We start from the raw sequence: 24,572 nt of genomic DNA, 5'->3' as shown, positions 1-24,572 counted from the left end.
CCTACTTGTTGACTTCGGTCGCGGCCACCTGGACGAACACACCGGTGTCCTCGGCCATCAGCAGGCCTCGACCACGGGGCAGCGGGCCACCCTTCATCTTGCCGCGGATGAAGCCCTCGTCCGGGTCGGCGTCCATCACCAGCAGCGGCGTATTCGCCTGATGCAGGGCCCGCAGAATCGGGTCGCTGCCCGCCGAAGACCATCCGCCGAAAGTGCGGGTGACCAGCACGTGCAGGCCGACATCGGCGGCCCGGGTCACCCACGGAGCGATCTGGTGCAGCGGCGAATCGAAGCCCGGCGGCAGCTGCTGGACGTCGTCGACGATCAGGAAGATCTCCGGACCGCTCCACCACGACCGCGACAGCAACTCCTGGGCGGATAGTCCGGGCGGAGGCTGGCGACCGGCCAGCATCGCCGCCAGCTCCCCCACCAGCGCCTGCACGCCGTCGAGGTTGTAGGCGAACTTCTCCACGTACTCGGTGCCCAGCACGGTCAGCAGCTGACGACGCGGGTCGATCAGCCAGACCTGCGCCGAGGGCTGACCCTCCGGCGGCGTCGGTGCGGTGCTCGATCCCGGGGCATACAGCCGACCGATCTCGGACATGATGGTGGCCAGCGTCGTGGTGCGTCCACATTCGCGTCGCCCGGTCACCATCAGGTGCGCATTCTCGTTGAAGTTGAGGTACACCGGCGCCAGGTCCAATTCCGAGATGGCCCAAGCGATTCCGCCGACCCCAACGCCCTGGCGGTGGTCGCGGGCGGCCAGCTCCCGCACCTGCTCCACGCCGAAGCTGGCCGGCAGCCGGCGCACCGGGGGTGCCTGGCCGCTGGCCAGCCGGCTGACGGCGGCGATCACACTGTCGGATTCGAAGATGCTGTCGGGGGTGCTGGCGAGCGCGGGGCGGGCCACCAAGGTGTGCAGACCCGCCTGCGGATCGCTGTCAAGTCGGACGTAGTTGACCGCGACCATCCCGCGTCCCGGCTTGACCGGAACATCCTTGGCGAACCGGGACCGCACCAGCTTGGCGTCTTCGACCGCGGCCAGCCGCAGCTCGATGCGGGAGCCGAATCCGCTGCGCACCGGTGGCCGCAGCTCGGATTCGCGATCGGCGGTGACCACCACGTGTACCCCGAAGGAGGGGCCCTGGTTGATGATCTGGTTCACCTGCTCGATCAACACCTCGTTTTCCTCGGCCAGCGCCCGGTAGTTGTCGACCACCAGGTAGACGTCGCCGAAACCGTCGTTGGGCACCGGGCCGGCCTCGCCGCCGAACTTGCGGCGCCGGAACACGTCCATCGACGGGATGCCGTACTCGAGGAAGCTGCGCTTGCGCTCGCGCACCAGCGCCAGCAGTTCGGCCACCGTGCGGCGGACGCCGTACGGGTCGGTCGGACCGGGGATCTCACCCACGTGCGGCAGCCGCGCGATCGTCGTCAGCGCGGTACCGCTGTAGGCCAGGCAGTAGAACTGGATCTGTTCGGGCGTGTGGGTCAGTGCGGCCGCGCAGATCAGCGTCTGCAGGGCCGTGGTCTTGCCCGCACCACCGGCGCCGAGGATCAACACGTTGGCGCCCGGCCCGGAGGTGTCCACCGTCCACGGCGGCTGGTCGTGTTTGAACGGCCGGTCGATGATCCCGATCGGGAAGACCAGGTTCCTGGCCGAGCCGTAGTCCTGGTCCCAGGGACGGCCGAGGAACCGGTTGACCAACTCGTCGATCGCGATGGGCTGCGTCAGCGGCGGCTGCCACAGGCGGTAGGGCTCGAAGTCGATCTTGCGCAGCTGGTTGATGATCTCGGTGCCGACCTTCGGCGTCCTGATGCCTTCGTCGTCTTCTTCGCTCTCGATGCTCTCGGCCTCGAGCACCTCGCCGTTGCCGATGATGGGCGGCGGCGGCTCGATGTCCGGCCCACCGCCACTGACCTCGAGCGGGGTGAACGAGTTGGTGAACAACTGCGGGCGAATGTAATCGATGCTGTGCACCAGCACCGGCGCCTCTTCGCCGTCGATGGTGACACCACGCGAGTAGTAGTCACGCCAGAGGAACTCGGCCTGGAACCGGACGATGTCCTCGAGGCTGCGACGGAAGTAACCCAGACCGGCTTGCGCGGGCAGGTTCACCGCGTTGGGCACACCCGCGGCCTGCGCGGCGCCGGCGGTACGCGCTTTCAGCACCAACCGATAACCCATGTTCTCCATGAGCTTTTCGGCGCGGCTCTCGATGGTCTGCGAGGCCATCATCAGGTGGATCCAGTAGGCGCGGCCCTGCCGGCCGATCGAGTCGAGGACGTCGACCGCGGTCGGCATAATGCGGAACCACTCGTAGAACTCGTCGATGACCACCACGAGCATCGGCAGCGGCGGCATGTCCTGGCCGCGGGCGCGCATCCTGGCGCGCACCGAGTTGTATTCCTTGGCGTCGTCGACTCCGGCGTTGTCACACACCGCCTTGCGCCGGGCGATCTCGCCCCACAGCGCGTCCAGGAACCGCTCCATCAGCGCCTGGTCTTCCTCCAGGTCGGTGATGATCCGCGAGACGTGCGGCACCCCGGCGAACGGCTTGACCGCCGAACCACCCTTGAGGTCGGCAAGCACGAACTGCAGCTCCTCGGGCGGGTGCGCGAGCATCAGTGACTCGATCACGGTGCGCACCAGCGTCGACTTACCGGAACCCGTCGTTCCGGACATGACGCCGTGCGGACCGTCGCCGCCTTCGTCCAGCGACTTCATGTCCAGGAACAGCAGTTCGCCGTTGTCGGAGCGATTGCCGAACGGCACCCGCAGCCGGGAGCGGCCCATCGTGTCGGTGCGGGAGCCCCACAACGCGTCGAAGTCGATGTCGCCGGGGTCGTCGATCCCGTAGTAGGCCAAGATGTCCCGGGCGCCGATGTGCGCGACCCGCTGGCCGATCTCCTCATAGGCCTCGGCCAGGCGCCAGTGCGCCATCTTCTGGCTGAACTCCTCGGCCTCGGCGGCGCTGAACTGGTCGGACAGCGCGAAGAACCACGGCTTGTCGTCGATCACCATCCAGGTGTCGCGGTCGCGGGGCAGCGCCTCGATCACGCCCTTGTCGTCAAACCGCAGCGTCCGCTCCGGGATCGACGTCCACATCGAAGAACCGGTCAGGTCGAAGAACGTGACACCGTCCACGCCTTCGGCGCTGATCACGTACTCCCATTGGGGGTCGACGGCATCGGCGATGATCACCGTGTGCGGTGTCGGGGCCTGCGCCGCCGAGCTGGCGTGGCGGGGCGTGAACGACCCACGGCCGGCGAACAATTCGGCTTGCTCGGCGGCGAATTCGCGCACCGAGCTGTACACCATGCGGGCATTACCCGCGGCATCCTGGCGGCGGGCGTCACCGAAGTGCGGCAGCCACTTGACCCAATCCCATTCGTCCAAGTCGGAGGTGACCACGACCATCTGTACGTGGTCGGGGCCGTGAGAGAACGCCAGCTGGCAGATGATCGCGCGCATCAACCCCAGCACCTGCTCGCGGTCACCGATGAGCGCATACCAGGGCTCCACCAGCAGGGAGACCATCTTGGGCAGGTTGTAGACCACGCTTTGGTAACGACCGAATTCCTGCAGCGCCTTACCGGTCACCGGTTCCAGCTCGATGTCGGTCGGCATGTTCTGGGGTTCACCCCAGGTCACCTCGGGACGCGTCATACCCACGCCGACGCGGACGACACCGAAGTTGAGGTCCTTGTCGTCGGGCTTGCGCTCCCACATCCGCGCCGAGCCCACCGCGGCGGACAGCGTGTCGGGCGCCGGGTGGAACCACCGGTAGTTGGCGTCCATGCTGTCGGCCGACTCGTGGGCGGTCTCGCGCAGCATGTCCAGCATCAGCATGAACTGGGCGCGCATCGAGTCGAGCTTGGGGCGGCTCATCTGCTGCTGCTGACCGCCGAACCGGCCGCCGAACATCATCATCGCGACGCCGCCGATCATGAAGATCGGGAAGATCGCGCCGGCGCCGCCGAACACGCGGGAGCCGCTGCCGAAAACCATCGCGATCATGCCGATCAGCAGGCCGATCACCAGGACGCCGACGATGATCAGCCAGACAGGTTTGCCCTCCGGCGGCGGAATGCTCAGCGGCGTCGGCAGGACGATGTTTTCCGGCTTGATTACCGGAGGCTTCTCCGGTGTCGGCCGGGCGAATCCACGCTTCACTTCGGTACCACCAACTCTGCAGGGAACATATCCATCGGGAGGGTGTCGTGCTCCACCAGCGCATCGGCCCGCGACAGCGTCGGGCCTTGCGGAAGGAGCCGCAGCGCCACCCACGGCGCCAGGCTCGGTGTGGTTTGCAGACCCAGCGCCTCGCGCACGTCGCGGGTGTCGTCCACCCCGAATCGCGCACCGGCATCCGTCACCCACCATAGCGATTCGGTGGTCTTGGCACCGGGGTCGTTGCCGGTGACAGCGACGAAGTTCGCGAAGTTAGAACCGAAGTACACCTGGTCGGCAGTGCGGCCGGTGGTGTCCGACTTCACCAGCGACACAACCTTTTTCGTCTCGGATTGGGACACCGGGATGGTCGGTCCGGACACCACCTGGATACGGGCCCGGTTCTCGCCGCTGGTCTTCTGCCACCACCAGCAGGTGGCCGGGTTCTCCCGAAGGTCCGTGACGTTCAACGGGTTGTCCGGATACGACGACAGGTCCAGCTTGTTGACCACCGGCATCTTGGCCAGCGCCGCGGGCTCCACCGTCACCGGCTTGCTGTTGTTCGCACCGCCGGCGTTCTGCATGATCTGGGCGACCAGCGGCGGCAGTGTCTGCACGCCGTCGGGCAGCACCAGCGAATACTGTTGCGGCCCACTGATCTGCGGCGTGACGAGGATGGTCCCCACCGGGCCGGGCGCGCCGGGGAAGGTTGCCGGGCTGCCGGCGTTCTGCACCTCGGGCACGGTCAGTTCGGGACCCACCGGCAACGCGTCGAACAGGGCGCGGCTCATCGGCTTTGCCATGCTCACTTGTTCGGGCGTCAAGCCGAGCGGCAACAGGACCGAACGGTTCGCCGCGTCGATGCGCGACCGGCGTCCTTCCCGGACCACCCAGGTGTCGCCGTTGTAGCTCAACACCACGGCGTCGGAGCCGCTGAGGACGTGCCGGCGGTTGCTGAGGTCTGGGGTGCCGTCGATCACCGTCACGGTCACACCCGACGGCGCGCCGACGCCGGTCGAGCCGGCCACGGCGTCGCAGATCAGCCACGACGACGAGGTCGGGGTCTTCGCCCCGAAGTTGGACGGCGCACCCGGGATGCCCACCATCGGGCCGCGCGGGATGTTGGCGATCTGGCTGGCCCGCACCAGGTGCGGGTTGTCGGGTCGTCCCGTGATCAACCGCGCCGAGGCCAGGTTCAATGCCGGGTACAACTTGTCGCCGACCCGCACGTACAACGCGCCGGAATCGCGGTCGGCGATGATCGGGGAATCCCCGACCGTGCCGGCCGGGCTGATGAACGAGTACAGCAGGGCACCCAGGCAGATCACCACCGCCGCCGAGACCGACGCCACGATCGCCAAGGTCTGGCGCCGCCCCGGCTCGACCTCCATCCGGACCCGCCAGCGGGTCAGCGCCATCGAGGTCCGGCGAGCAAGGAACTGATAGCCGGTCACCTGGGTGCGCGTCGATAGCCCGAGGCCGTACCCCGAGCCGCGCTGCCCGCGACTCTCTTCCGCCACTAATTCACCATCCGGTCTGTTGGAACGCCTGGACACCGTCCAGCGCCCGAATCACATCGATAACCGTAAGCCACCCGCAATGACCTCGCCATGTAACGCAATGCGGGTTCACTTCCACGCCTCGTCGCGTCCATCAATTCGGCTGGCGTCAAACGGCAGCCCCCGCCCGCACCGCGGCGGCACGCGCCGCTGAGCTGGCAGTTTTCAAGTTCCCCACTTGATCCCCCGGCCAGACTATTCCTCTACTGCTATGGGATCGTAGCTGCGCAAGGCCAAGCCGTCCTGTCGAGCATTCGGCTGACCTGCCAAGTAATCGGCCCGAGTCGTGCCCGGCGGCGTTAGGCAGCAAGATGGGCGGCATGACTGAGCTCACACCTTCGTTGGTCGAACTTGCCGGCAGATTCGGCATCGCCACTTGGTACGAGGACTGGACGGGCCGCCACGTCCAGATATCGGAGAGCACGCTGGTGTCCGTGCTCACGGCTCTCGGTGTCCAGGCCGGCACCGAGCAGGCCCGCAACGAGGCCTTGGCCGGTCAGTTGCGCGCGTACTGGTCGCGTCAGCTGCCCGCGACCATCGTGGCGCGCACCGGCGCCCGGACCCGGTTCTGGGTGCACGTCACCCACGGTGATCCGGCCGTGGTGTTGTTTGCGGTTCGAGGACGGCACCGTGCACGGCCGCGTGCAGCAGGTCGACAACTTCACACCCCCGTTCAACCTGGACAGACGCTGGGTCGGCGAGGCCAGTTTCGTCTTGCCCACCGACCTGCCGCTGGGCTACCACCGGTTGCATCTGCGGTCCAGGGGCATCGAAACCAGTGCGGCGCTGATCGTGATGCCCGACTGGCTCGGGTTACCGGAACAACTCGGCGCGCGCCGGGCGTGGGGTCTGGCTGCCCAGCTGTACAGCGTGCGGTCCGAGCAGTCGTGGGGCGTCGGCGACCTCATCGACCTGACGGATCTGGCCGTCTGGTCGGCGGCCCGGCACGGCGCCGACTACCTGCTGGTCAATCCCCTGCACGCGGCCACCCCGACGCTCCCGATGGAGCCGTCGCCGTATCTTCCGACGTCGCGGCGCTTCTTCAATCCGCTTTATCTTCGCGTCGAGTCCATCCCGGAGTTCGCCGGCCTGGCCAAGCGCGGCCGGGTGCGGCGGCTGCGCGACGACGTCCAGCAGCGCGCCGGCAAGCTCGATGCGATCGACCGGGACAGCGCCTGGACGGCCAAGCGGGAGGCGCTCAGGCTGGTCTATCGAGCACCGCGGTCGGCGGGCCGGGAGCTGGCCTATGCCGCGTTCCGCGAGCGGGAAGGCAAAGCGCTCGACAACTTCGCCGTCTGGTGCGCGCTGGCCGAAAAGTATGGCGGCGACTGACACTGCTGGCCCGACTTCCTGCAGCATCCCACCGCGATCGGTGTCGCCCGGTTCGCCGAAAAGCACGCGGAGGCAGTGGATTTCCATCGCTGGATGCAATGGCAACTCGACGAGCAACTCGCCGCGGCCCAGTCACAGGCGGTCCGGGCGGGCATGTCGTTGGGGATCATGCACGATCTGGCGGTCGGGGTGCACCCGAACGGGGCCGACGCCTGGGCGCTGCAGGATGTGCTGGCGCTGGGAGTGACCGCGGGCGCGCCGCCCGACGAGTTCAATCAGCTGGGCCAGGACTGGTCACAGCCGCCCTGGCGGCCGCGGCCGGGAACGGCGCACGGCCGGATCGCGTGCGTCGCACATCACTGGACGCGGCGCGCCGACGAGGTGATCGATGCGGCTTGGCATGTGCGCTATGACGACGAGTACGAGTCGACGGGATCGGGGTGGCGGATCGCGCGCCGATCGTTGACCGTCAATGCGATCGAGACGCGGCTGGTCCGTCAGCTGTTGCCGTGGGACCAACAGTAGGCGCGGGCGTTGCCGCCGCCGTCCGAGCCGGTAATCCCGCGGCTATTGCATCGCGGCGAGGTTTTCCACCGACTTGCGCACATCGGACCGCAGCACCCTGGCCACGACCTTGCCGACCGGCCCGCTGGGCACGCCGCCGCTGAGGTTGGCGGTGAGGTCGAAGGTCGATCCGGGATGCATGTCGGTCACCGCCATCGTTACGGTGATCCGGATGCCGCCGCGGCCGCGACCTTGCTGCTCAATCGATTTGGGCTCGTCGTAGCGGGTCACCGTCCAGTGGACGACGTTACGGAACCCCTTCACCTTGATGCACGACGAGACTTTGGTGCCCTACTCGATCGTCGACGGCAGCTCGCCACGCCAACCGCCGAAGATCGTCATCCACTCGTCGAATCGGGCGAGATCGGACGCCAGTTTCCAGGCTGTGCTCGGCTCCAGGTCAGACCTGGTCGAAACATCCACATGTGCCAAGGTTTGTCGCTCCCCGTGAAACCGTGCCGCGAATCGGGTCCCACACCAGGTACCCGCGGACGGTGACCCGATAAACCCGCGCCCTGGGTCCCGGTCATATTACCCTGTCGGTCAACGTGTTTCGGCTCGGCTACGGCCAGGCTTCGTTCAGCTTCTCTGCCACGTCGATGATCTGAGCGGCTTGGGATTGCGGCGCGTCGATTTCGTCGGCCACGTATTGGGCGATGAAGCGGCGAATCTCGCCGTCGACGCCGGCCAGGATGCGCAGAATCTCGCCGCGGAACGACTGCGACGACACATTGACGGTGATATCGGAGGGTCGGGGCTTCGCCACGTCGACGATCAGCACCAGTGGCTCGGCGGCGCGGGCGGTGGCGCGCAACGCGATGTCCCCGGAGACCTGAAAACGCTGCTTGTCGAGCCGCAAGTCCAGCAGCAAATCGATCGACAGCGGAATGTGAATGACGAAGGTGATGCTGTCGCCCAACCGCCGCGTGACGCGGGGATCGTGGATCTTGACGTTGGCGCTGACCTTGGCAATCCTGCCGGGTCCCTGCGCGATCGGTTCCATCGCGAATTCGTTGCCGGCGATTTCGGCGAAGGCGGCGGCGACACGCTCGGGCGTGACGGCGACCTCGAAGAATCTGCGTCCGAACTCTTCGTAGGTGACGTAGTCGTGGTTATGCATAGGCTTATACCGTCTCACGCCACCTGCCGGAAACTTAGCTAATCTGCCCGCGTCGCAGGAATTTCACCTGGGTGCGGCCCGGCGGTGTCGCGTTGTGAACAACGCCACAGTCGCCGCTTCGATTCGGTGTGTCGGGCGATCGCCTGGGACGCTGGACGGCGGAGGTGTTGGAGTCTGATGGGCGCCCACGAATCGATTGAGCCGTCCTCAGCCGTCTCCCGGGTCGAGGGAGTGCTCGCCTGGCTTGGCGGCGGACACTGGCGCGAATTGGGGGAACCTCACGAGCGGTCCACACACGCCGTCGCGGGCGCGGTGGTGCTGCTCGGAGCCGTGTTGGCCTGGCTGGTCGCGGCCCTGGCCGTCGATGCATCGGGACACCGGCCGCTGATCGCCGTCGTCGCGCTGACGCTGATCTTCGCGCTGCTGGTCGGGGCGGTGACGCGGGGCATCGCGAGCGGCCCGCATCGCGGTCGTCCCGGCATTGCGGGGCGGATCGCCGTGGCGGTGGCGGTCGGCGTGGTCGTCGGCGAACTCGCCGCCCTGGTCGTGTTCTCCCGCTCGATCGATCAGCGCCTCGAGGAGAGCGCGCGCTGCGTACCGCGGACTCGGCGCCGGCGGTCGCGCAGGCGTCGGCGGTACTGCAACAGACACGGTCCGCGCGCGGCGCGCTGGACGCCGCGGTCGCCCAGGCCCGCAATGAACAGGACAACGCGTTGGTCGTGGCGCGCGGCGAATACCACCCCGGCGGGGTGTCCGCAGACCCGCATCACCGGCGATCCCGGCGCCGGACCCGAAACCCGAACCGCGAACGAACTTCTGGCTGATGCGCAGCGCGAGCTCGACAACGCGCTGGCGGCCCGCGACCGCCGGGCACCCGAGTTGGACGCCGCGAGCTCCCCGGGCGCGGCGCGAAACGGTCCCGGTTCGGCCCCGACCTCGCTCAGCGCCGCGATGGCCAGCAGTCCGCCCGGTGCCAGGCGGTCGATGACGGCCTGGTCGAGGCGTCGATCGCGGAACTTGTGGCAGACGATGACGTCGACCGGCGGCCCGGGCGGCAGGCCGTCGTCGAGATCCACGACCTCGAAACGGCACCGCTCGTCGACCCCGCTGTGCCGGGCCAGTTCGCGTGCTTGCCCGATGGACACCGCGGAGATGTCCAATGCGACGACTTCCAGGCCGCGCTGGGCCAACCAGAGCGCGGCGTAGCCCCGCCCACAGGCGATGTCGAGAGCCCGGCCGGTGGTCGGGAAGCTGTCGGCGTAGGCGGCGAAGACGCCGGGGGGACCGACGGCGCCGCCGGACGCCGGCCCCGTGCCGGTGTACCGCTCGTCCCACCGGCGCTGGTCCTCCCGGGTCACAGCCGCCACCTTACGACTCGCGCGGCCGGGAAAGCGCGACCCGGAAATTCTGGACAGTCGTCTGTATTTGACGCTAACCGGCCAGCGGCCGGGTGTGGCACGTGAGACGCGGTAGCTGCTGTGGCGGGCCGTTTGACCGCCAAGGGGCGGTGTCGTCGGCCGCGGTCATCCGGTTTCCTACACTGGACGGGTGTCTAGAGAAGTGGCAGCTGCGGCCGGGTCGATAGACGGCGTGACCGGTGCCCGCCGCTCGGATCGCCGGCCCGGCCAGACGATCCGCAAGGTCCTCGACGCCGGCCTGGCGGAACTTCGCGAATCGTCCTTCGCCAACCTGACGATGCGTGCCGTCGCCGCCCGCGCCGGGGTCTCGCCGGCCAGCGCCTACACCTACTTTCCGTCGAAGAGCGCGCTGGTGGCCGCGGTCTATCTGCGTTTCCTGCGCGCGCTGCCGCTGCACACCGACGTCAACGACACCACCAAGACCCGGGTCAGCGCGACGCTGCGGGACATGGCCGTGGCGGTGACCGACGAACCCGAGCTCAGCGCCGCTTGCGGAACCGCGTTGATGGCCGACGATCCGGCGGTGCAACCGCTGCGTGAGCAGATCGGCGAAGAAGTGGCAAGCGGATCGCCGCCGCATTGGGCCCGGAGTGGCCGCGCGCGGTGAAATCGACCCTGCAGATGACCTTCGCCGGCGCGCTGATGACGGCGCGATTCGTCAGCTACGAGGAGATCGCCGGGCGACTCGACGAGGCGGTCAACCTGATCCTGGGAGCCTCGGTTGCCTGATCGCCCCACCGCACAACCGAATTCGAGGAAAACCATGGGTGATAGCGGGTTCAACCTGTCGACGGTGTTTTCGACTCTGGCACAAGCACTTCCCGAGCAGCGCGTGCTGTATTGGCGCGGCCACCAATGGACCTACGCCGAGATGGACGCGCGGGTAGACGGCGTCGCCCACTACTTGGCATCGCTGGGACTGGGCTGTCACACCGAACGGGATCGACTGCAGGGCCATGAATCCGGCCAGGACCACGTCGGGTTGTATTTGCGCAACGGTAACCACTATCTGGAGGCGATGATCGGCGCCTACCGATCGCGCATCGCACCGTTCAACGTCAACTACCGCTACGTCGACGCCGAGCTGGTCTATCTGCTCGCCAACGCGAAAGCACGGGCGCTGGTCTACAACGCCGAGTTCGCGCCCCGCGTCGCGGCGATCCGCGACCGACTCCCCCACCTGCAGTTCCTGATTCAGGTGGCAGATGACTCCGGGCAGCCGCTGCTGCCCGGCGCGGTGGACTACGAATCGAGCATCGCGACCCCGCCGCCGCCCGGCGGCATGCCCACCCCCAGCGGGGACGACCTGTACCTGCTTTACACCGGCGGCATCACCGGCATGCCCAAGGGTGTGCTGTAGCGGCAGCACGACGTGCTCGTATCCTCAATGGGCGGACGCCCTTTCGGCTCCGACGAGGCGATGAAGTCCTACGCCGAGCTGGCCGAGCGCGCGTCGGCGGCGCCCGGCTTCGCGTCGGTGCTGCTGATCCCCACCGCTGATGCACGGCGCCGCGCAATGGGGCACGTTCCAGATCATGACGATGGGCGGCTGGGTCACCTTCCCCGACGACGTGCACAGCATTCGCGCCGACGACATTCTGCGACTGGTCGAACGCGAACGGGTGATGAGCATCCCGGTCGTCGGCGACGCGATCGCCCGCCCGCTGATCGACGAGATCGAACGCGGTGACTACGACCTGTCGGGGCTGATCAACATCAGCAACGGCGGCGCGGCGCTGACCCCCAGCGTGCGCAAACGTTTTCTCACCGCGCTGCCGAACCTGCTGGTCATCGATTCCGCCGGGGCCTCGGAATCGGGCCTGCAGATGAGCGCCACACCGACGCAGTCGGAACCCACTGCGCTGGCCACCTTCACCCCGGGCTCCGAAACCAGCGTTGTGGCAGCCGATTTCAGCCGTGAGCTGCGGCCCGGAGATGGCGAGGGCTGGCTGGCGCGGCGCAACACGATCCCGCTCGGCTACCTCGGCGACGCGGAGAAGACGGCGCGCACCTTCCCCATCGTCGACGGCGTGCGCTGGTCGGTTCCCGGCGACCGGGCCCGCTTCCTCGGCGACGGACGCATCGAGCTGCTCGGGCGCGACGCCGTCACGATCAACTCCGGCGGCGAGAAGATCTTCGCCGAAGAGGTGGAGGCGGCGATGGCCGAGCACCCCGGTATCTACGACGTCGTGGTCACCGGCCGGCCTTCGCAGCGCTGGGGCAACGAGGTCGTCGCGATCGTCCAACTCGTCGATGGCCAAGACCCCTCCGACGAGGAACTGCTACAGACGTGCCGACAACACATCGCCGGATACAAACTGCCCAAGGCAATCATCCGCACCGGCAAGGTCCAGCGCTCGCCGGCCGGCAAGGCCGACTACCAGTGGGCCAAGCAGGTTGCCGCCGAAAGCCTTTCCACCACAACGTGATCCGGCTAGACCGCCGGTGCGAGCCTTCGCTCGCCGGCGCGCAGGAACCGGCCGAACCGCTGCGTGCCGAGCACCGGTGACGGCTGGCCCGCCCCGAACACGAACTGACCGGACACCAGCACACTGGTCACGGTGTCGTCGTTGCGGTTCACCATGCGCGACAGCCCGCCGTAGGACTCGACCGGGTGCTCGGCGTAGGCGTCGAGCGACTCGTCGAGCTTGTCGGGATCGATCACCATGTCGGCGCGATCGCCCACCCGCAGGGTGCCCGCATCGATGTCGTACCAGGCTCCGAGCTCCCCGGTGAGCCGGTGTACCGCCCGCTCGATCGACAGGAACGGGGTGCCCCGCTTCTCGGCGTCGTGGACGTGGCGCAGCAACCGCAGACCCGAGTTGTAGAACGCCATGTTGCGCAGGTGCGCGCCCGCATCGGACAAACCCATCTGGACGCATCCGCTTTGCGCTAGCTTCTTGAGCACCTCGGGCCAGTGGTAGGAGATCGTGGTGCGCCAGCGCAGTGCCTCGCCGTCCTCGAGCACCAGGTCCAGGAACGCGTCGACGGGGTGCAGGCCGCCGCGATCCAAACCCACCTGACCGAAGGACTTGCCGACCACCGATTGGTCCGGGCAGGCCACGATGTCGGCGTCGAAGAAGTCACGGTGCCATACCCGCGGCCCGTATTTCTGGTCGTAGTCCTTGCGGAACTGACGCCGATATTCCTCGTCCCGTATCAGCTCGTTGCGGGCCAGCTCGTCCTGCAGATGCAGCGCCGCGGCGCCGGAGCCGAACTCTTCGAAGATCACCAGCGAAATCCCGTCGGCGTACACCTCGAACGGCACCGGCAGATGCTGCCAGCGGAAGTCCCCGCCAAGCCGGTTGACGACACGCGCGAGCGCCTCCATCAAATGGATGACCGGCGGGAGGGCCTTCACATCGGCGGCCGACAGCAGACTGGTCTTGAGGCGTCGCCGCCCCACCCCCAGCGAGGCGGCCAGCTGCGACAGGATCGACAGCGGATTCTTGATGTCGGGACCCGACTGCAGAATCTTGTTGCGCCGCCGCAGAATTGCGTTCAGCCGGCGCAGTTCGCGCGACGTGGCATATGGCATAGGTCGACGGCAGCGTGCGCGACCGGCAGACCTCACCGTCGAGTTTGTCGAAGAGCAACTGCTGCGACGACATCCCGACGAATCCCTCGTCGAGGGCCTCGGTCAGCATCGACTCCATCCGCGCCAGTTCCGCGGGCGACGGGTGGATGTCCTTGCGGGTCGACCGGTCCAGTCCCATCGTCGCGGCCCGCATGTCGGAATGTCCGATGAACGCCGCAATGTTGGGGCCCAGGTTCAGCTCCTCGAGGGCGGCCACATATTCCTTGGGGCTGTTGCAACACCGGGCCTCATCCAGCTGCTCGATGACATAACGCCGCGGAATAGCCTCGACCCGGCCGAAGATGTCGCCGGCGTCGACGTTGTCCAGGTACACCGTCGACAGCGAGCAAGAGCCCAGCATCACCGTGGTCACGCCATGTCGCAGCGACTCGGAAAGCGCGGGCTGCATAGTGTTTCGATGTCGTAGTGGGTGTGGATGTCGATGATGCCGGGGATCACCCATTGCCTCGTCGCGTCGATGATATCGGCACCCGTGGTGTCCAGCGGGCCGTCGCTGATGGTGGCGACGCGACCGTCGCGCAGCCCGAGGTTGCGCAGGGCCGACGGCGCGCCGGTCCCGTCGAACCAGCGCCCGTTGATGATCACGGTGTCGTACTGCATGGTGGGGGCCTCCTGATTTGCAGTGATCATACACACGTCAGATAGTGTCCCATCACAGATTGATCACGCGGCGGACGCCGCTTTGGGCCCGCCGCGCGCATCGGCCGCGATTCGTCTAGCTGCGACGATATGATCCAGCCGTGATGATGACCGACGACGCGATCGCCGTGCGCTGACCATGCGCAGCCACGGTTGGGCAGGCAACACGCCGGCCTCCGACGAGGAGGCGATCGAGCGGATCCTGGATGCGGCGGACAAGATCATCGACGAGCGCGGTTCGGCCATGCGGATCGCCGACGTCGCCCGCGCCCTGGGCGTGACCCGGCAGACCGTGTACCGGTATTTCCCGGGAACCCGGGCCCTGCTGGTGGCAAGCGCGATGCGCTCGGCCGACGGCTTCCTCGATCATCTGGCGGCCCACCTCAAGGGCATCACCGATCCCGTGCTGGCGGTGACCGAGAGTTTCGCGTTCGCCGTGGAACAGCTGGCCGCCGACAACCAGCTCGAATTGGTGCTGAATCGACGCACCCGCGGCGGTCAGACGATCTCCATCGTGTCGGACACGGCGCTGGCGTTCGGACGATCGATGCTGCACCGTTTCGACATCGATTGGGAGAAGCACGGTTTCGACGATGCGGGCCTGGACGAGTTGAACGAGTTCACCCTCCGCCTGTTGCATTCGTTCCTGGCCGACCCGGGACGGCCCCCGCGCAGCGGCTCGGACCTCCGGCGCTACCTGATCCGTTGGATCGGACCGGCGATCGCCTACCCGCAAATCGCGCAAGCGCTGGACCCGCTGCGGGTTCCCGAGCCTCGGGCCCGTCGCCGGCCGCCGGCGGCTTCCTGATCCCCGGTCAGCCGCCGAAGGAGGTTGGAGATGGTCGGACTCGGACAGCTCGCGCTGGACAGCGCGCCCGCCTTCGGTGGTGCCTTGCTGGCGGTTACGGCCGTGCAATTCCGGGGGCCGGACTATCGACAATCGATCCAGCAGGACATGGATCTGCTGGAGCGGCTCCCCGCGGAGGCCACCGAGCGACGTGACGCGTTGCGCCGCTCGATCGATGCCCGCATCGACGACCTCGTCGACGCCGCGGACCGGAGCCGCGCGCTGCGCAGAGCGGCGATGTCGTACCAGGGCAACTGGCGCGATGTGGTGGTGGCGCTCTGCGCGGTGCTGTTCACGATCGTCTGGTGGGGCGTCGACCACAGCCGGGCCAATTGGTTGCCGATGTTCATCCTGCTGATCCTGCTGTGCGTGGTTGCGGCCGCCTACGCGTTCCGCGGCGCCCTGCGTGCGGGCAGTGCGTTTCTGCACCGGCACCGCGCCGGCGAGCAAGGCGCGTCAAAGTAGTGGCGCGACAGCGCCTTAGCCACCACCGCCGGGCGGCGGCACGGCACGACACGACACGACACGACAATGCATAGCAGGCGCTCGTGGTGAAAATGTGACAAAATCCCACGCGTGAAGGCGTACGCCCTCCCGGTTGTACTTTGCGCCGCTACAACGTCCACGTGGGCGGTGCTGATCGCCCCTACCCGCGCCGTGTCCGCCGAGCCCTGTCCCGACGTGGAGGTCGTATTCGCTCGAGGCACCGACGAGGCGCCCGGTCTGGGCGACGTCGGTGAGAATTTCGTCGACTCCGTGCGCGCGCACGTCGGCGCGAAGTCTGTCGGGGTGTACCCGGTGAGCTATCCGGCATCCATGGACTTTCCCCGGGCCGTCGACGGCATTGCCGACGCGGCTACACACGTTGAACAGATGGCGACGAGCTGCCCCAAAACCCTGATGGTGCTTGGCGGTTACTCCCAGGGAGCGGCCGTGATGGGCTTCGTCACCGCCAATCGGGTGCCCGACGGGACGAGCCTCGGACAGGGCCTACGACCCATGCCCGCCGAGGTCGCCAACCACGTCGCCGCGGTCGCACTGTTCGGGAAACCGTCGGCCCAGTTCATGAACCTCATCAATCAGCCGCCGGTCACCGTCGGCCCGTTGTATGCGGCCAAGACGATCGAGTTGTGCGCCCCCAACGACCCGATCTGTTCGGACTCGGGCGACTTCGCCGCGCATCGGCAATACCAGCAGATCGGGATGATCGATCAGGCAGCGGATTTCAGCGCGAACCGCATTGCCGAGGCGACTCCCCCGACTCCCACACCGACGCCGGGTCGGTCGCACGCCCCAACACCCGCGCCGGTACGTTCGACCGCACCCTCGGCCGCGCCGTCCCCGACGCCCGCGCCGGTGGCATCGCATCGTCCCGGACCGCCCCCGGGACCGGCGGCGTGACCTGCCGGTGACTGAATTCGCGCGAAAGCCCTTGGCTTACCGCGTAATTCACTCAGTAGCCGAGTGTTACTTCGAGAATCTCGACCGCCGCGTCGATATTGGGAACGATCGTCGGCCCGTAGTGGCCCACCAACTGCGCGAGCGCCCGGGCGATGTGGGGACCGACGGCGCCGGCGGCCAGTACCTCCTCGGCCAAGACGATGTCATTGACGACGTGGCCGGCGCTCAGGCGCCCGTCGGCGGTGAGTGCGTAACGCCACTCCCCGATCTGGACCCGCTCCGGCGCGGACCGGAACAGGCCACGCCGCGCCGGGCTCAGGATGACGCCGGGAACGCCGCAAAACACCCGGATGACTTGTCCGACGCCGCCGGGCCCGGTCAGCGCCACCCCGATCGCGTGGCTGGCCCGCTGTTGGTCGTAGGTCGTCATCAATCGCTCATCGGAAGCACGAACGTCGGTGTGATGGTTTGCGGCTCGCCGGTGCGGCGCACCGCGGTGCCGGCCACGTAGAACTCGACGGTGTGATGGCCCCAGGCGTAGTTCGAGATGGCGGAGTGCACGCCGACGACGCCGTTCGCACCGTCTCACTCGGCCTCGCTCTGCATGCGCGACATGGCCAGCTCCCGGGCCTGGTAGCTGCCCTGGGTCCACTGCGGCATCTCGGCGTTGCGCCTCACCTGGCTAAGGGTTCGCAGGAAACCCTGGACGGCGATGTGAAACACGCAATTGCCCATCACGAATGCGACCGGCACGAACCCGGAGCGCAGCAACGTGGTCAGATCCTGGCCGGACAGGTGGCTGCTGAACGCCTGCCCGTTGGGCCGTCGAAACGCTCCCGGTTTGGGCACGTAGCGCACGGCGGTGCCGACCGCGATGAATTCCAGATGCTCGCCCTCGCCTTGTTGGCGCCAATCGAGCCGGACACCGAACACCCGTCGGCGCCCAGCGCGTCGGCCTCAGCCTGCATGCGTGACATGGCGTTCCAGCGCGCCCGGTGGGTCGCGTCGGTCAGCACCGGCAGCTCCGATTGCTGCCGGATCCCGGTGAACTGGTAGCCGACGTGATACACCGAAACGCCCATCACTAGCTCCATCGGCTCGAATCCGGCGCCGTGCAGCAGAGCGAATTCGTTGATCGAAAGATCGGTCGTCCATAACTTGCCGGCGTGCGATTGACGTTCGCTGGCTACCGGATCGAGCGACTGCGGTTCCATTGTCAAAGGCCCTCCTGCGGTTCGCAGCCAGCGTAGGCCGCCGCGCCCAGGAACACACGCATAACGTGCGACATTGCCGGGCCGACGGACACACCGGTGCCCCGGCTGACGGTGACCGGCCAGCGACGGTGCGCCCGTTTCCTCACATCTGCGGCGTGTAGCTGCCGCCGCCCGCGGTGTCGGCGCACTCCAGCAGCTCTTTGAGCGCATCGGGAAAGGCGTCGGCCATGCCCCACAGGTCGGGCAGCAGATCCGGGCAGCCGATCAGGCCGATGCCGAGTTCGCCGTTGAGCGACATCACGGTGATGTTGAGTCCGGCGTCGCCGATGACCGGCCCGAAGAGATACATCGCGGCGACCCGGCAACCCAGGAAATACAGCTGGTTTCGCGGGCCCGGCACGTTCGACAGGATCAGGTTGAACGCGCTGCGGTTGATCGGAATGCGGGGCAACAGCCGCATCGCCGCGCCGAACATCGTCGGGCCGCCGAACTGGGTCCAGTCGTGCAGCAGGGTGGGGCCCAGGGCCGCGGTGTGCTCCTTGGCGGCGCGGTTTCCCGCGGCCACCGCGCGGATGCGCTCGGCCGGATCGCTGATCTGGCTTTCCACCCGGCAGAACATCCAGGTGGTCTGATTGCGCCCGGGGCGATCGGACTTGCCGCACACCGAGACCGGCACCGTGGCCACCAGCGGCTTATGCGGCAGTTGGCCGCGCTTCAGCAGAAATCGTCGCAACACCCCGGCGCACAACGCCACCACCACGTCGTTGACGGTCACGCCGAAGCGGTCCTTGACACGCTTGACGTCGCGCATGTCCAACTGGGTGTAGGCGATGTTGCGGTAGCGGGTGACGGAGCCGTTGAACGGGGACGGCGGGGCCGAGAAGGGCGCCGGCCATGGTGCGGCCCTCGCGCGCCCGCAGCGCCGTCCGCGCCAACGTCAGCAGCGTCGCGGGCACCACGGTCGCCAGCCGCAATGGACGGCGGGCAAATCCCATCAGGCCGCTGAGCGCGATCTGCACCGGGTTACCCCCGCCCGCGCCGCGGACGGCCTCCGGTGCCGGCGCGTCGGGCCGCAGGCTGCACAGGTGACCCAGCAGGTTGGCACCCGCGACGCCGTCGATCAAAGCATGGTGTACCTTGAGCATCACCACGACGGCGTCACTGTTGGCGCCGCCCTGCAGCACCCACGTCTCCCACAGCGGCCGATCCCGGTCGAGCGGCAGCCCGGCGATGTATCCGCAGATCTCGGCCAGCTCACGGCGTCCCCCGGGCGACGGCACACCGACGTGCTGCAGGTGGCGCTCCCGTTGGAACTTCTCGTCGTCCACCCACACCGGGTGATCCAGATTCAGTTGGTTGTCGGCGAGTTTCATCTGGAATTCCGGCACGACCGCAACGCTCTTCGCCGAACGCCGCGCGAAATGCGCCGTAGCTGTAGCGGCCCGGCATTGTCGACGTGTCCAACTCCAACACGCAGCACACGTTCAGTGGTTGTGTCGGCGTCTCCCGATAGAGAAAGAACGCATCCAGCCCGCTCAGTCGTTCCATAGCCGCCTGCCCGACTAGTGGTTAGGCATACCCCCCGAACTCCTAGGAGTTTAGGTAGCTCAAAATGGCGCGGCTACACCGCTAGCAAACGCTCTTGGTTAATTCTCGATGACATACCGCCACGGTATTCCGCCGAAACCCTGGATGAACCGATCACGGTTCGGTCCCGTTAACCGGGTACCAGCGCCCCGGGCGCCGTGCGGGTAGCGGCAGACGCGCGCGTTGATTAGCCGCAGGAGGATCATGTTCAGACGAATCGACACCTGCACCGGTCCCAAGCACAAATTGCTGACCATCGAACTGCGTGATGTGGTACGCGAATACCGAATCGGCGGACAAACCGTACGCGCCCTCGACGAGATCAGCCTGCGGCTCGAGGGCGGGCAGTTCGTCTCGATGGTCGGGCCGTCCGGCGCCGGCAAGAGCACGCTGCTGCATTTGCTCGGTGCATTGGACTCTCCCGATTCCGGGTCCATCGAATTCGACGGCGACGAGATCGGCCGCCTCAACGACCACCAGCAATCGCGGTTTCGCCATCATCGCGTCGGCTTCATCTTCCAGTTCTTCAACCTCTTGCCGACGCTGTCGGCCTGGGAGAACGTCGCGGTCCCCAAGCTGCTCGACGGCGTGCGGCTGGGCAAGGCCAAACCGGATGCGATGCGGCTGCTGGAACGTGTGGGCCTGGGCCACCGGACCGAGCACCGGCCGGCCGAGCTGTCCGGTGGTCAGATGCAGCGCGTCGCGGTGGCCCGGGCATTGATGATGGACCCGCCGTTGATCCTGGCCGACGAACCCACCGGAAACCTCGACACCGCAACCGGCGCTTCGATATTGACGCTGCTCGGCGACGTCGCGCACGAGGCCGGGCGCGGCCGGCTGGTGGTGATGGTGACGCACAACCCCGAAGCCGCCCAGGCAACCGACCGGGTCATCATGCTGCAGGACGGGCGGATCGTGTCCAACGAACGATCGGCGGTCCTGGTGTGAGAGCGGGTCCGGCGATCACCGCCACCGCCAGCCGGCTGCGCGTCTGCAGCCTGCGCGAGCTTGCCGTGCACCGGCGACGGACCGTCGCCTCGATCGCCGTAATAGCGGTCTCCGCAATGGATTTGGTGGCCGTGTTCGGAATCTTCGAGTCGATCACCGGATCGGTCAATCGGCTCAGCGACGGAATCGCCGGCATCGCCGCGCTGGAGGTTTCCGGGATCACCGACGCGGGATTTCCCGACGGTATCGCCGCCGACGTGGCCGCGGTCCCCGGGGTGGCTACCGCGGCGCCCATGATCCGGACGACGGTGTCCACCTCGTCGGGACCGGTGCTGCTGTTCGGCGCCGACGATCGCCTCGCGGCGTTGGGCGGTGCGCTCAAAGACGCGTTGAAAACTGCTGCGCCACAACAGTCGGCGGCGAACCCACCCGGACCCGCGAACGGAGTTCGCGTCGGCCCGGCGGTCGGTCGCGCCAAAGGCCAGACGTTGTAGCTCGGTTCGGGTTCGGTGACGGTGACCGAGGTGCTCGCCGGCAAAGAGGTTGCCGCACTCAACGGCGGGCATTACGTCCTGGCGCCACTTGCGTTGGCGCAGAGCGTCACCGGGCGTCAGGGTCAGCTCGAGTCGATCCTGATCACGATCAAGCCGGGTGCGGACCTGGGCCAGGTGCGCTCCGCGGTCAGCGCAGCGGTGAACGGACGAGCCATCGTCGCCGACCCGAGTATGCGGGCTACCCGGGCCGACGACGGTGTCAAGCTGATGAACTACATGGCCCTGATGGGTGCGATGGTGGCGCTGATGGTCGGCGCCTTCTTGATCTACACCACGATGACCATGGCCATCACCCAGCGTCGGCCGGTCATCTCGCTGCTGCGTGCGCTCGGTGGCCGGCGTGCCTTGATCGTCCGCGACATGCTGGCCGAAGCGGCGATCCTCGGGACGATCGGCGGCGCGATCGGGTCGGCGATCGGAATCGGGATGGGACGCATCGCGATTGGCCGATTGCCGCCGGCGATGACGCATGGCCTCGAAGCCCGCATCGAATACTGGCTGCCGGCTATGCGATCCCGGTCGCCATCGTGACGACCGCGCTCACCAGCGCGATGGCCTCCGCGATGGCCGCCCGCCAGGTGTACAAGGTCGCACCCATCGAGGCGTTGGCACCCGTCGTAGTATCGGCCGCCGACCGGGTGCCGCACTGGCTGCGGATGGTCTGCGGCATCGGAGCGGTGATGGTTTTCACCGCGTCGATCGCGGTCGTGATCACCCAGCGCGGCGTGCTGGCGTTCGTCGCGATGTCGGCCGTGTTCTCCGTGGAGATCGCGCTCGGTTTCGCGCTCACGATGCCCATCGTCACCGCCGCGGCCGCAACGTCTCGAATATTCGGCACCGTCGGCGCCATTGCCGCCGCGACCATCGAGCGTGCGCTGCGGCAGGTGTGGGCGACGGTGATGACGGTGGTCATCGCGGTCATCACGACCGTCACGATCACCGGCACGAAGAACGACATGATTCGTTCGGCGCGAGGCATTTTCGCCCCGGTGACCGACACCCCGGTGTGGGTGAGCGCGAATTCTCCGGACACCTACCCCACTGATGCGCTGCCGCAAGGACTTTCCGGCAAACTGGCGGCCGTGCCGGGCGTGGCTCATGTCACCGAGGGCGCGTACGGGTTCGCCGAGGTCGGGGGTACGCGGGTGATGCTCGACGGCTTCTCGGCCGGAACCGCCGACCCGCTGTTCCGCGCGCTCGACCGACAGGTGCGCGACGACGTGCTGGCCGGTCGCGGGGTCGTGCTCTCGCAGAATCTGGGTAATACCCTGCACGTTCGGGTCGGCGACCCGCTCCCCATGCAAACACCGCACGGGGTGCGGCAGGCGACGGTGCTGGCGCTGGTGCCCTATTTCTCGACGGTCATCGGCACCCTGGGTTTGAGCCTGGGTCAAATGCGGGACTGGTTTGACCGCCCGGTCGCGACGACGCTGCAGATCGCTGCGGCCCCGGACGTGGATTCCCATCGCCTGCTGACCGATATCCGTGCGGCGGTGCCCGCACCGAACTATGTCTATGACGGCGGCGCCAAGCTGGCGGGACTCGAAGCGCCGATGCATCAGAGCATGTTCATCGCCAACGCCGTCTGGATCATCGTCGTGCTGGTGGCCGCGGTCGCGTTGCTCAACACCCTGACATTGTCCGTGCTGGAGCGGCGCCGCGAAATCGGGGTACTGCGGGCGATGGGCTCCAGCCGCCGGTTCACGCTGCGGATGGTGTTGGTCGAGGCAGTCGGAATCGGTTGTGTGGGAGGAATTTTGGGACTGGCCTTCGGGTGCGCGGACCAGTGGTTGTTCAGCCTGGTCAGCGGCGACATGATGAATTTCCACGTCACCTTCCATCCCAATTGGATGGCGCTGGCCTTCACGCTCGGCGCGCTGGCCATCAGTCTGCTCGGCTCGGTGCCACCGGCCCGGCGCGCCGCCCGATTGAACATCATCGAAGCGATCGGCGTCGAGTGAGTGCTATTCGGTGAGCGTGGCGAACCCCTGCAGATGAGGCTTGCACTGAAACGGCACCGGGGTGCGTGGGATGCTGCGCAGGTTCGCGGTATCAAATCCGGCGGCCGCAATCGAGTCGATGGTTCGCCGGTTCGGTTGGCACCCCGCGGCCAACCAGGACCACGGCTTGGCGACCAGGTCCTGGCACCGGCCCGTCGCGCCCTCTCCGCGCACGTGCTCGAGCACGACCAGCCGGCCACCCGGCACCAGCACCCGGCGGATCTCGGCCAGCGTCGCGGCGACGTCGTCGACCGAGCACAACACCAACCCGATATGAACCGAATCGAAACTGTTGTCGCCGAACGGAATCGACTCGCCGGTCCCATCGACGATGTCGGCCGTGATCCCCTGGCGCGCCGCGAGACGAGACGCCATCTGGCGGAACGCGGCCACCGGCTCGACGGCCGAGATCGCGGTGACCGCGGGCGGGACGAACTTCATGTCGGTACCTGGTCCCAGGCCCACCATCAGCAACCGTCCGGTCGCGTGCGCGATCGCGTCGCGGCGATACCGGTTGTAGAAGACGCGATCGAAGATCGGCTGGCCGAACCGGTATATGTAGGGAAACAACGGATTTCCGGGCGTCAGCGGCTACCTAGGTCCATTCGAAAAGGCGGATACTCGTCACGCATCAACGATACATACACCGCCACCCGGTAGCGCCATCGCACAATGCCCATCAGCAGATCGAAGATGCCTCGCGGGATCGTCCCGGTGCACAACAACGCCACCGCCGAGATCACGCAGAGCAGCTGCAGCAGCGGCTCCATCGCCCAGCACAGCAACACCTGCGGGGCCCCCAATAGCCACGTCTTCACCAGGACGGCCCAATTCGTCAGGTGCTCGGGGTATTCGACCTCGAGCTCGCCTGGATAGTCGGGCCGGGCCGCCAGGGTGAATGGTGGATATTTGTCGGTGCTGTTCATCGGAAACCGGTAGCTCATCACTCGCCACGACCACCGCAGCACGCCGACATTGAAGTCGAAGATCGGGCGTGGATAGCGTCCGGTGCACAGGATCGCGAAACCGGCCGCGATCGTCAGGATCGGATACACCAGATACAGCAGAATCAGGATGGGATAGTGCGGCACCGCCAGCACGCACCATTTGACGAGCCATAACCAGCGGGACGGGTAGTCGAAATCGCCGCGTACGCAGACACTTTCGACCGGTGCACGTGTTGGATGGATCTCGACGACCCGGGTTTCGGTCACGGTGCGCATCGCCTCATCGGACTTGCGGCCGCCAGCCCGCGGTCGATCTGCGCCGCCATCCGTGGGTGGCTGGTCATCCGCACAAAGTGCGTCAAGATCCAGGTATGCACGCGATCTGGCAGCAAGACGGTTTCGTGCAGCTCCCGCTGCTCGTTGTGCTCACCGTCGGCGTCTGGAAGCTCAAATCGTGGCCCTGGCTGCCCGGATTGGCCATGGCCTACGTCGTCAGCGCGGTGGTGAACATGTGCTTCTACTTCATGCAGACCCTTCTCGGGCCTGACAGTCCCCCGCACCTGGCGACCTACCTACCGCTCAACCTGCCCTGGGTGATCGTGCCGGTGCTGGTGGTGTACCGCTTCTGGCCACACACCTGAAGACGAATATCGTCAACCCGCATGACCTT

Annotated in this window: 10 protein-coding genes and 11 pseudogenes; 10 read left to right on the top strand and 11 right to left on the bottom strand. The window is 67.2% G+C overall.

Annotated elements, in window-relative coordinates; genetic code table 11:
* Position 1 precedes the first annotated feature (1 nt).
* Both T428_RS0124035 and eccB read right to left on the bottom strand, forming a co-directional pair.
* The gene (locus T428_RS0124035) at positions 2 to 4,177 is read right to left on the bottom strand and encodes a type VII secretion protein EccC (RefSeq protein WP_025738455.1); all 4,176 of its coding nucleotides are present in this window, start codon (positions 4,175 to 4,177) and stop codon (positions 2 to 4) included.
* The gene (gene eccB, locus T428_RS0124030; RefSeq protein ID WP_025738454.1) at positions 4,174 to 5,694 is read right to left on the bottom strand and encodes a type VII secretion protein EccB; all 1,521 of its coding nucleotides are present in this window, start codon (positions 5,692 to 5,694) and stop codon (positions 4,174 to 4,176) included. Before eccB ends, T428_RS0124035 begins: the two co-directional genes overlap by 4 nt.
* 359 nt (positions 5,695 to 6,053) lie before the next feature.
* Here eccB and T428_RS30680 point away from each other — a divergent pair.
* Positions 6,054 to 7,380: pseudogene (locus T428_RS30680) on the top strand (4-alpha-glucanotransferase); the annotation flags it as partial.
* 252 nt (positions 7,381 to 7,632) lie between these two features.
* Here the strand turns inward: T428_RS30680 and T428_RS30675 are convergent.
* Positions 7,633 to 8,061 (bottom strand): annotated as a pseudogene (locus T428_RS30675) (type II toxin-antitoxin system Rv0910 family toxin).
* A 130-nt stretch (positions 8,062 to 8,191) separates the two neighbouring features.
* Positions 8,192 to 8,749 (bottom strand): hypothetical protein, encoded by a 558-nt coding sequence (locus tag T428_RS0124010; protein ID WP_025738451.1) that lies wholly within the window; start codon positions 8,747 to 8,749, stop codon positions 8,192 to 8,194.
* A 177-nt stretch (positions 8,750 to 8,926) separates the two neighbouring features.
* Between T428_RS0124010 and T428_RS35160 the strand changes: the two are divergent.
* Positions 8,927 to 9,580 (top strand): annotated as a pseudogene (locus tag T428_RS35160) (DUF4407 domain-containing protein); the annotation flags it as partial.
* A 50-nt stretch (positions 9,581 to 9,630) separates the two neighbouring features.
* Here the strand turns inward: T428_RS35160 and T428_RS35155 are convergent.
* Positions 9,631 to 10,116, bottom strand: a pseudogene (locus tag T428_RS35155) (SAM-dependent methyltransferase); the annotation flags it as partial.
* A 223-nt stretch (positions 10,117 to 10,339) separates the two neighbouring features.
* On the opposite strand from T428_RS35155, the pseudogene T428_RS30660 reads away from it, so the two are divergent.
* Both T428_RS30660 and T428_RS30655 read left to right on the top strand, forming a co-directional pair.
* Positions 10,340 to 10,896: pseudogene (locus tag T428_RS30660) on the top strand (TetR/AcrR family transcriptional regulator).
* A 34-nt stretch (positions 10,897 to 10,930) separates the two neighbouring features.
* A pseudogene (locus tag T428_RS30655) lies at positions 10,931 to 12,596 on the top strand (acyl-CoA synthetase).
* Between the two features lie 5 nt (positions 12,597 to 12,601).
* Here the strand turns inward: T428_RS30655 and T428_RS30650 are convergent.
* Positions 12,602 to 14,365, bottom strand: a pseudogene (locus T428_RS30650) (N-acyl-D-amino-acid deacylase family protein).
* A 178-nt stretch (positions 14,366 to 14,543) separates the two neighbouring features.
* On the opposite strand from T428_RS30650, the gene T428_RS0123980 reads away from it, so the two are divergent.
* The 3 genes and pseudogenes from T428_RS0123980 to T428_RS0123970 form a co-directional block, all read left to right on the top strand.
* Complete coding sequence (locus T428_RS0123980; protein ID WP_025738449.1) at positions 14,544 to 15,212, top strand: TetR/AcrR family transcriptional regulator; 669 nt, start codon at positions 14,544 to 14,546, stop codon at positions 15,210 to 15,212.
* Between the two features lie 30 nt (positions 15,213 to 15,242).
* Complete coding sequence (locus T428_RS0123975) at positions 15,243 to 15,716, top strand: hypothetical protein (RefSeq protein ID WP_036468818.1); 474 nt, start codon at positions 15,243 to 15,245, stop codon at positions 15,714 to 15,716.
* Positions 15,717 to 15,827: 111 nt separating this feature from the next.
* Positions 15,828 to 16,493: pseudogene (locus T428_RS0123970) on the top strand (cutinase family protein); the annotation flags it as partial.
* Positions 16,494 to 16,704: 211 nt separating this feature from the next.
* On the opposite strand, the gene T428_RS0123965 reads toward T428_RS0123970, so the two are convergent.
* The 3 genes and pseudogenes from T428_RS0123965 to T428_RS30640 all read right to left on the bottom strand — a co-directional run bounded on the left by T428_RS0123965 (position 16,705) and on the right by T428_RS30640 (position 19,414).
* Positions 16,705 to 17,082, bottom strand: coding sequence for a DUF5073 family protein (locus T428_RS0123965; RefSeq protein ID WP_025738446.1), 378 nt, complete (start codon positions 17,080 to 17,082; stop codon positions 16,705 to 16,707).
* Positions 17,082 to 17,866, bottom strand: a pseudogene (locus tag T428_RS30645) (heavy metal-binding domain-containing protein). Before T428_RS30645 ends, T428_RS0123965 begins: the two are co-directional and overlap by 1 nt.
* A gap of 142 nt (positions 17,867 to 18,008) precedes the next feature.
* A pseudogene (locus tag T428_RS30640) lies at positions 18,009 to 19,414 on the bottom strand (WS/DGAT/MGAT family O-acyltransferase).
* Between the two features lie 288 nt (positions 19,415 to 19,702).
* Here T428_RS30640 and T428_RS0123950 point away from each other — a divergent pair.
* Both T428_RS0123950 and T428_RS30635 read left to right on the top strand, forming a co-directional pair.
* Positions 19,703 to 20,401, top strand: coding sequence for an ABC transporter ATP-binding protein (locus T428_RS0123950; RefSeq protein WP_025738445.1), 699 nt, complete (start codon positions 19,703 to 19,705; stop codon positions 20,399 to 20,401).
* Positions 20,398 to 22,916: pseudogene (locus tag T428_RS30635) on the top strand (FtsX-like permease family protein). The gene T428_RS0123950 and the pseudogene T428_RS30635 overlap by 4 nt, the downstream one beginning before the upstream one ends.
* 3 nt (positions 22,917 to 22,919) lie before the next feature.
* Here the strand turns inward: T428_RS30635 and T428_RS0123940 are convergent.
* Positions 22,920 to 23,543, bottom strand: coding sequence for a class I SAM-dependent methyltransferase (locus tag T428_RS0123940; protein WP_025738444.1), 624 nt, complete (start codon positions 23,541 to 23,543; stop codon positions 22,920 to 22,922).
* Positions 23,540 to 24,169 carry a DUF4389 domain-containing protein gene (locus T428_RS0123935; RefSeq protein WP_245605060.1) on the bottom strand — a complete coding sequence of 210 codons (630 nt, stop codon included), beginning with the start codon at positions 24,167 to 24,169 and terminating at the stop codon, positions 23,540 to 23,542. Before T428_RS0123935 ends, T428_RS0123940 begins: the two co-directional genes overlap by 4 nt.
* 104 nt (positions 24,170 to 24,273) lie before the next feature.
* On the opposite strand from T428_RS0123935, the gene T428_RS0123930 reads away from it, so the two are divergent.
* Positions 24,274 to 24,543, top strand: coding sequence for a DUF2781 domain-containing protein (locus T428_RS0123930; RefSeq protein ID WP_025738442.1), 270 nt, complete (start codon positions 24,274 to 24,276; stop codon positions 24,541 to 24,543).
* Positions 24,544 to 24,572 lie beyond the last annotated feature (29 nt).

This window comes from Mycobacterium genavense ATCC 51234 (assembly GCF_000526915.1).
In the GTDB taxonomy this organism is placed as follows: Bacteria; Actinomycetota; Actinomycetes; order Mycobacteriales; family Mycobacteriaceae; genus Mycobacterium; species Mycobacterium genavense.
The sequence above is the reverse complement of the archived record's forward strand: the minus strand, read 5'-3'. Positions and strand labels throughout refer to the sequence as shown.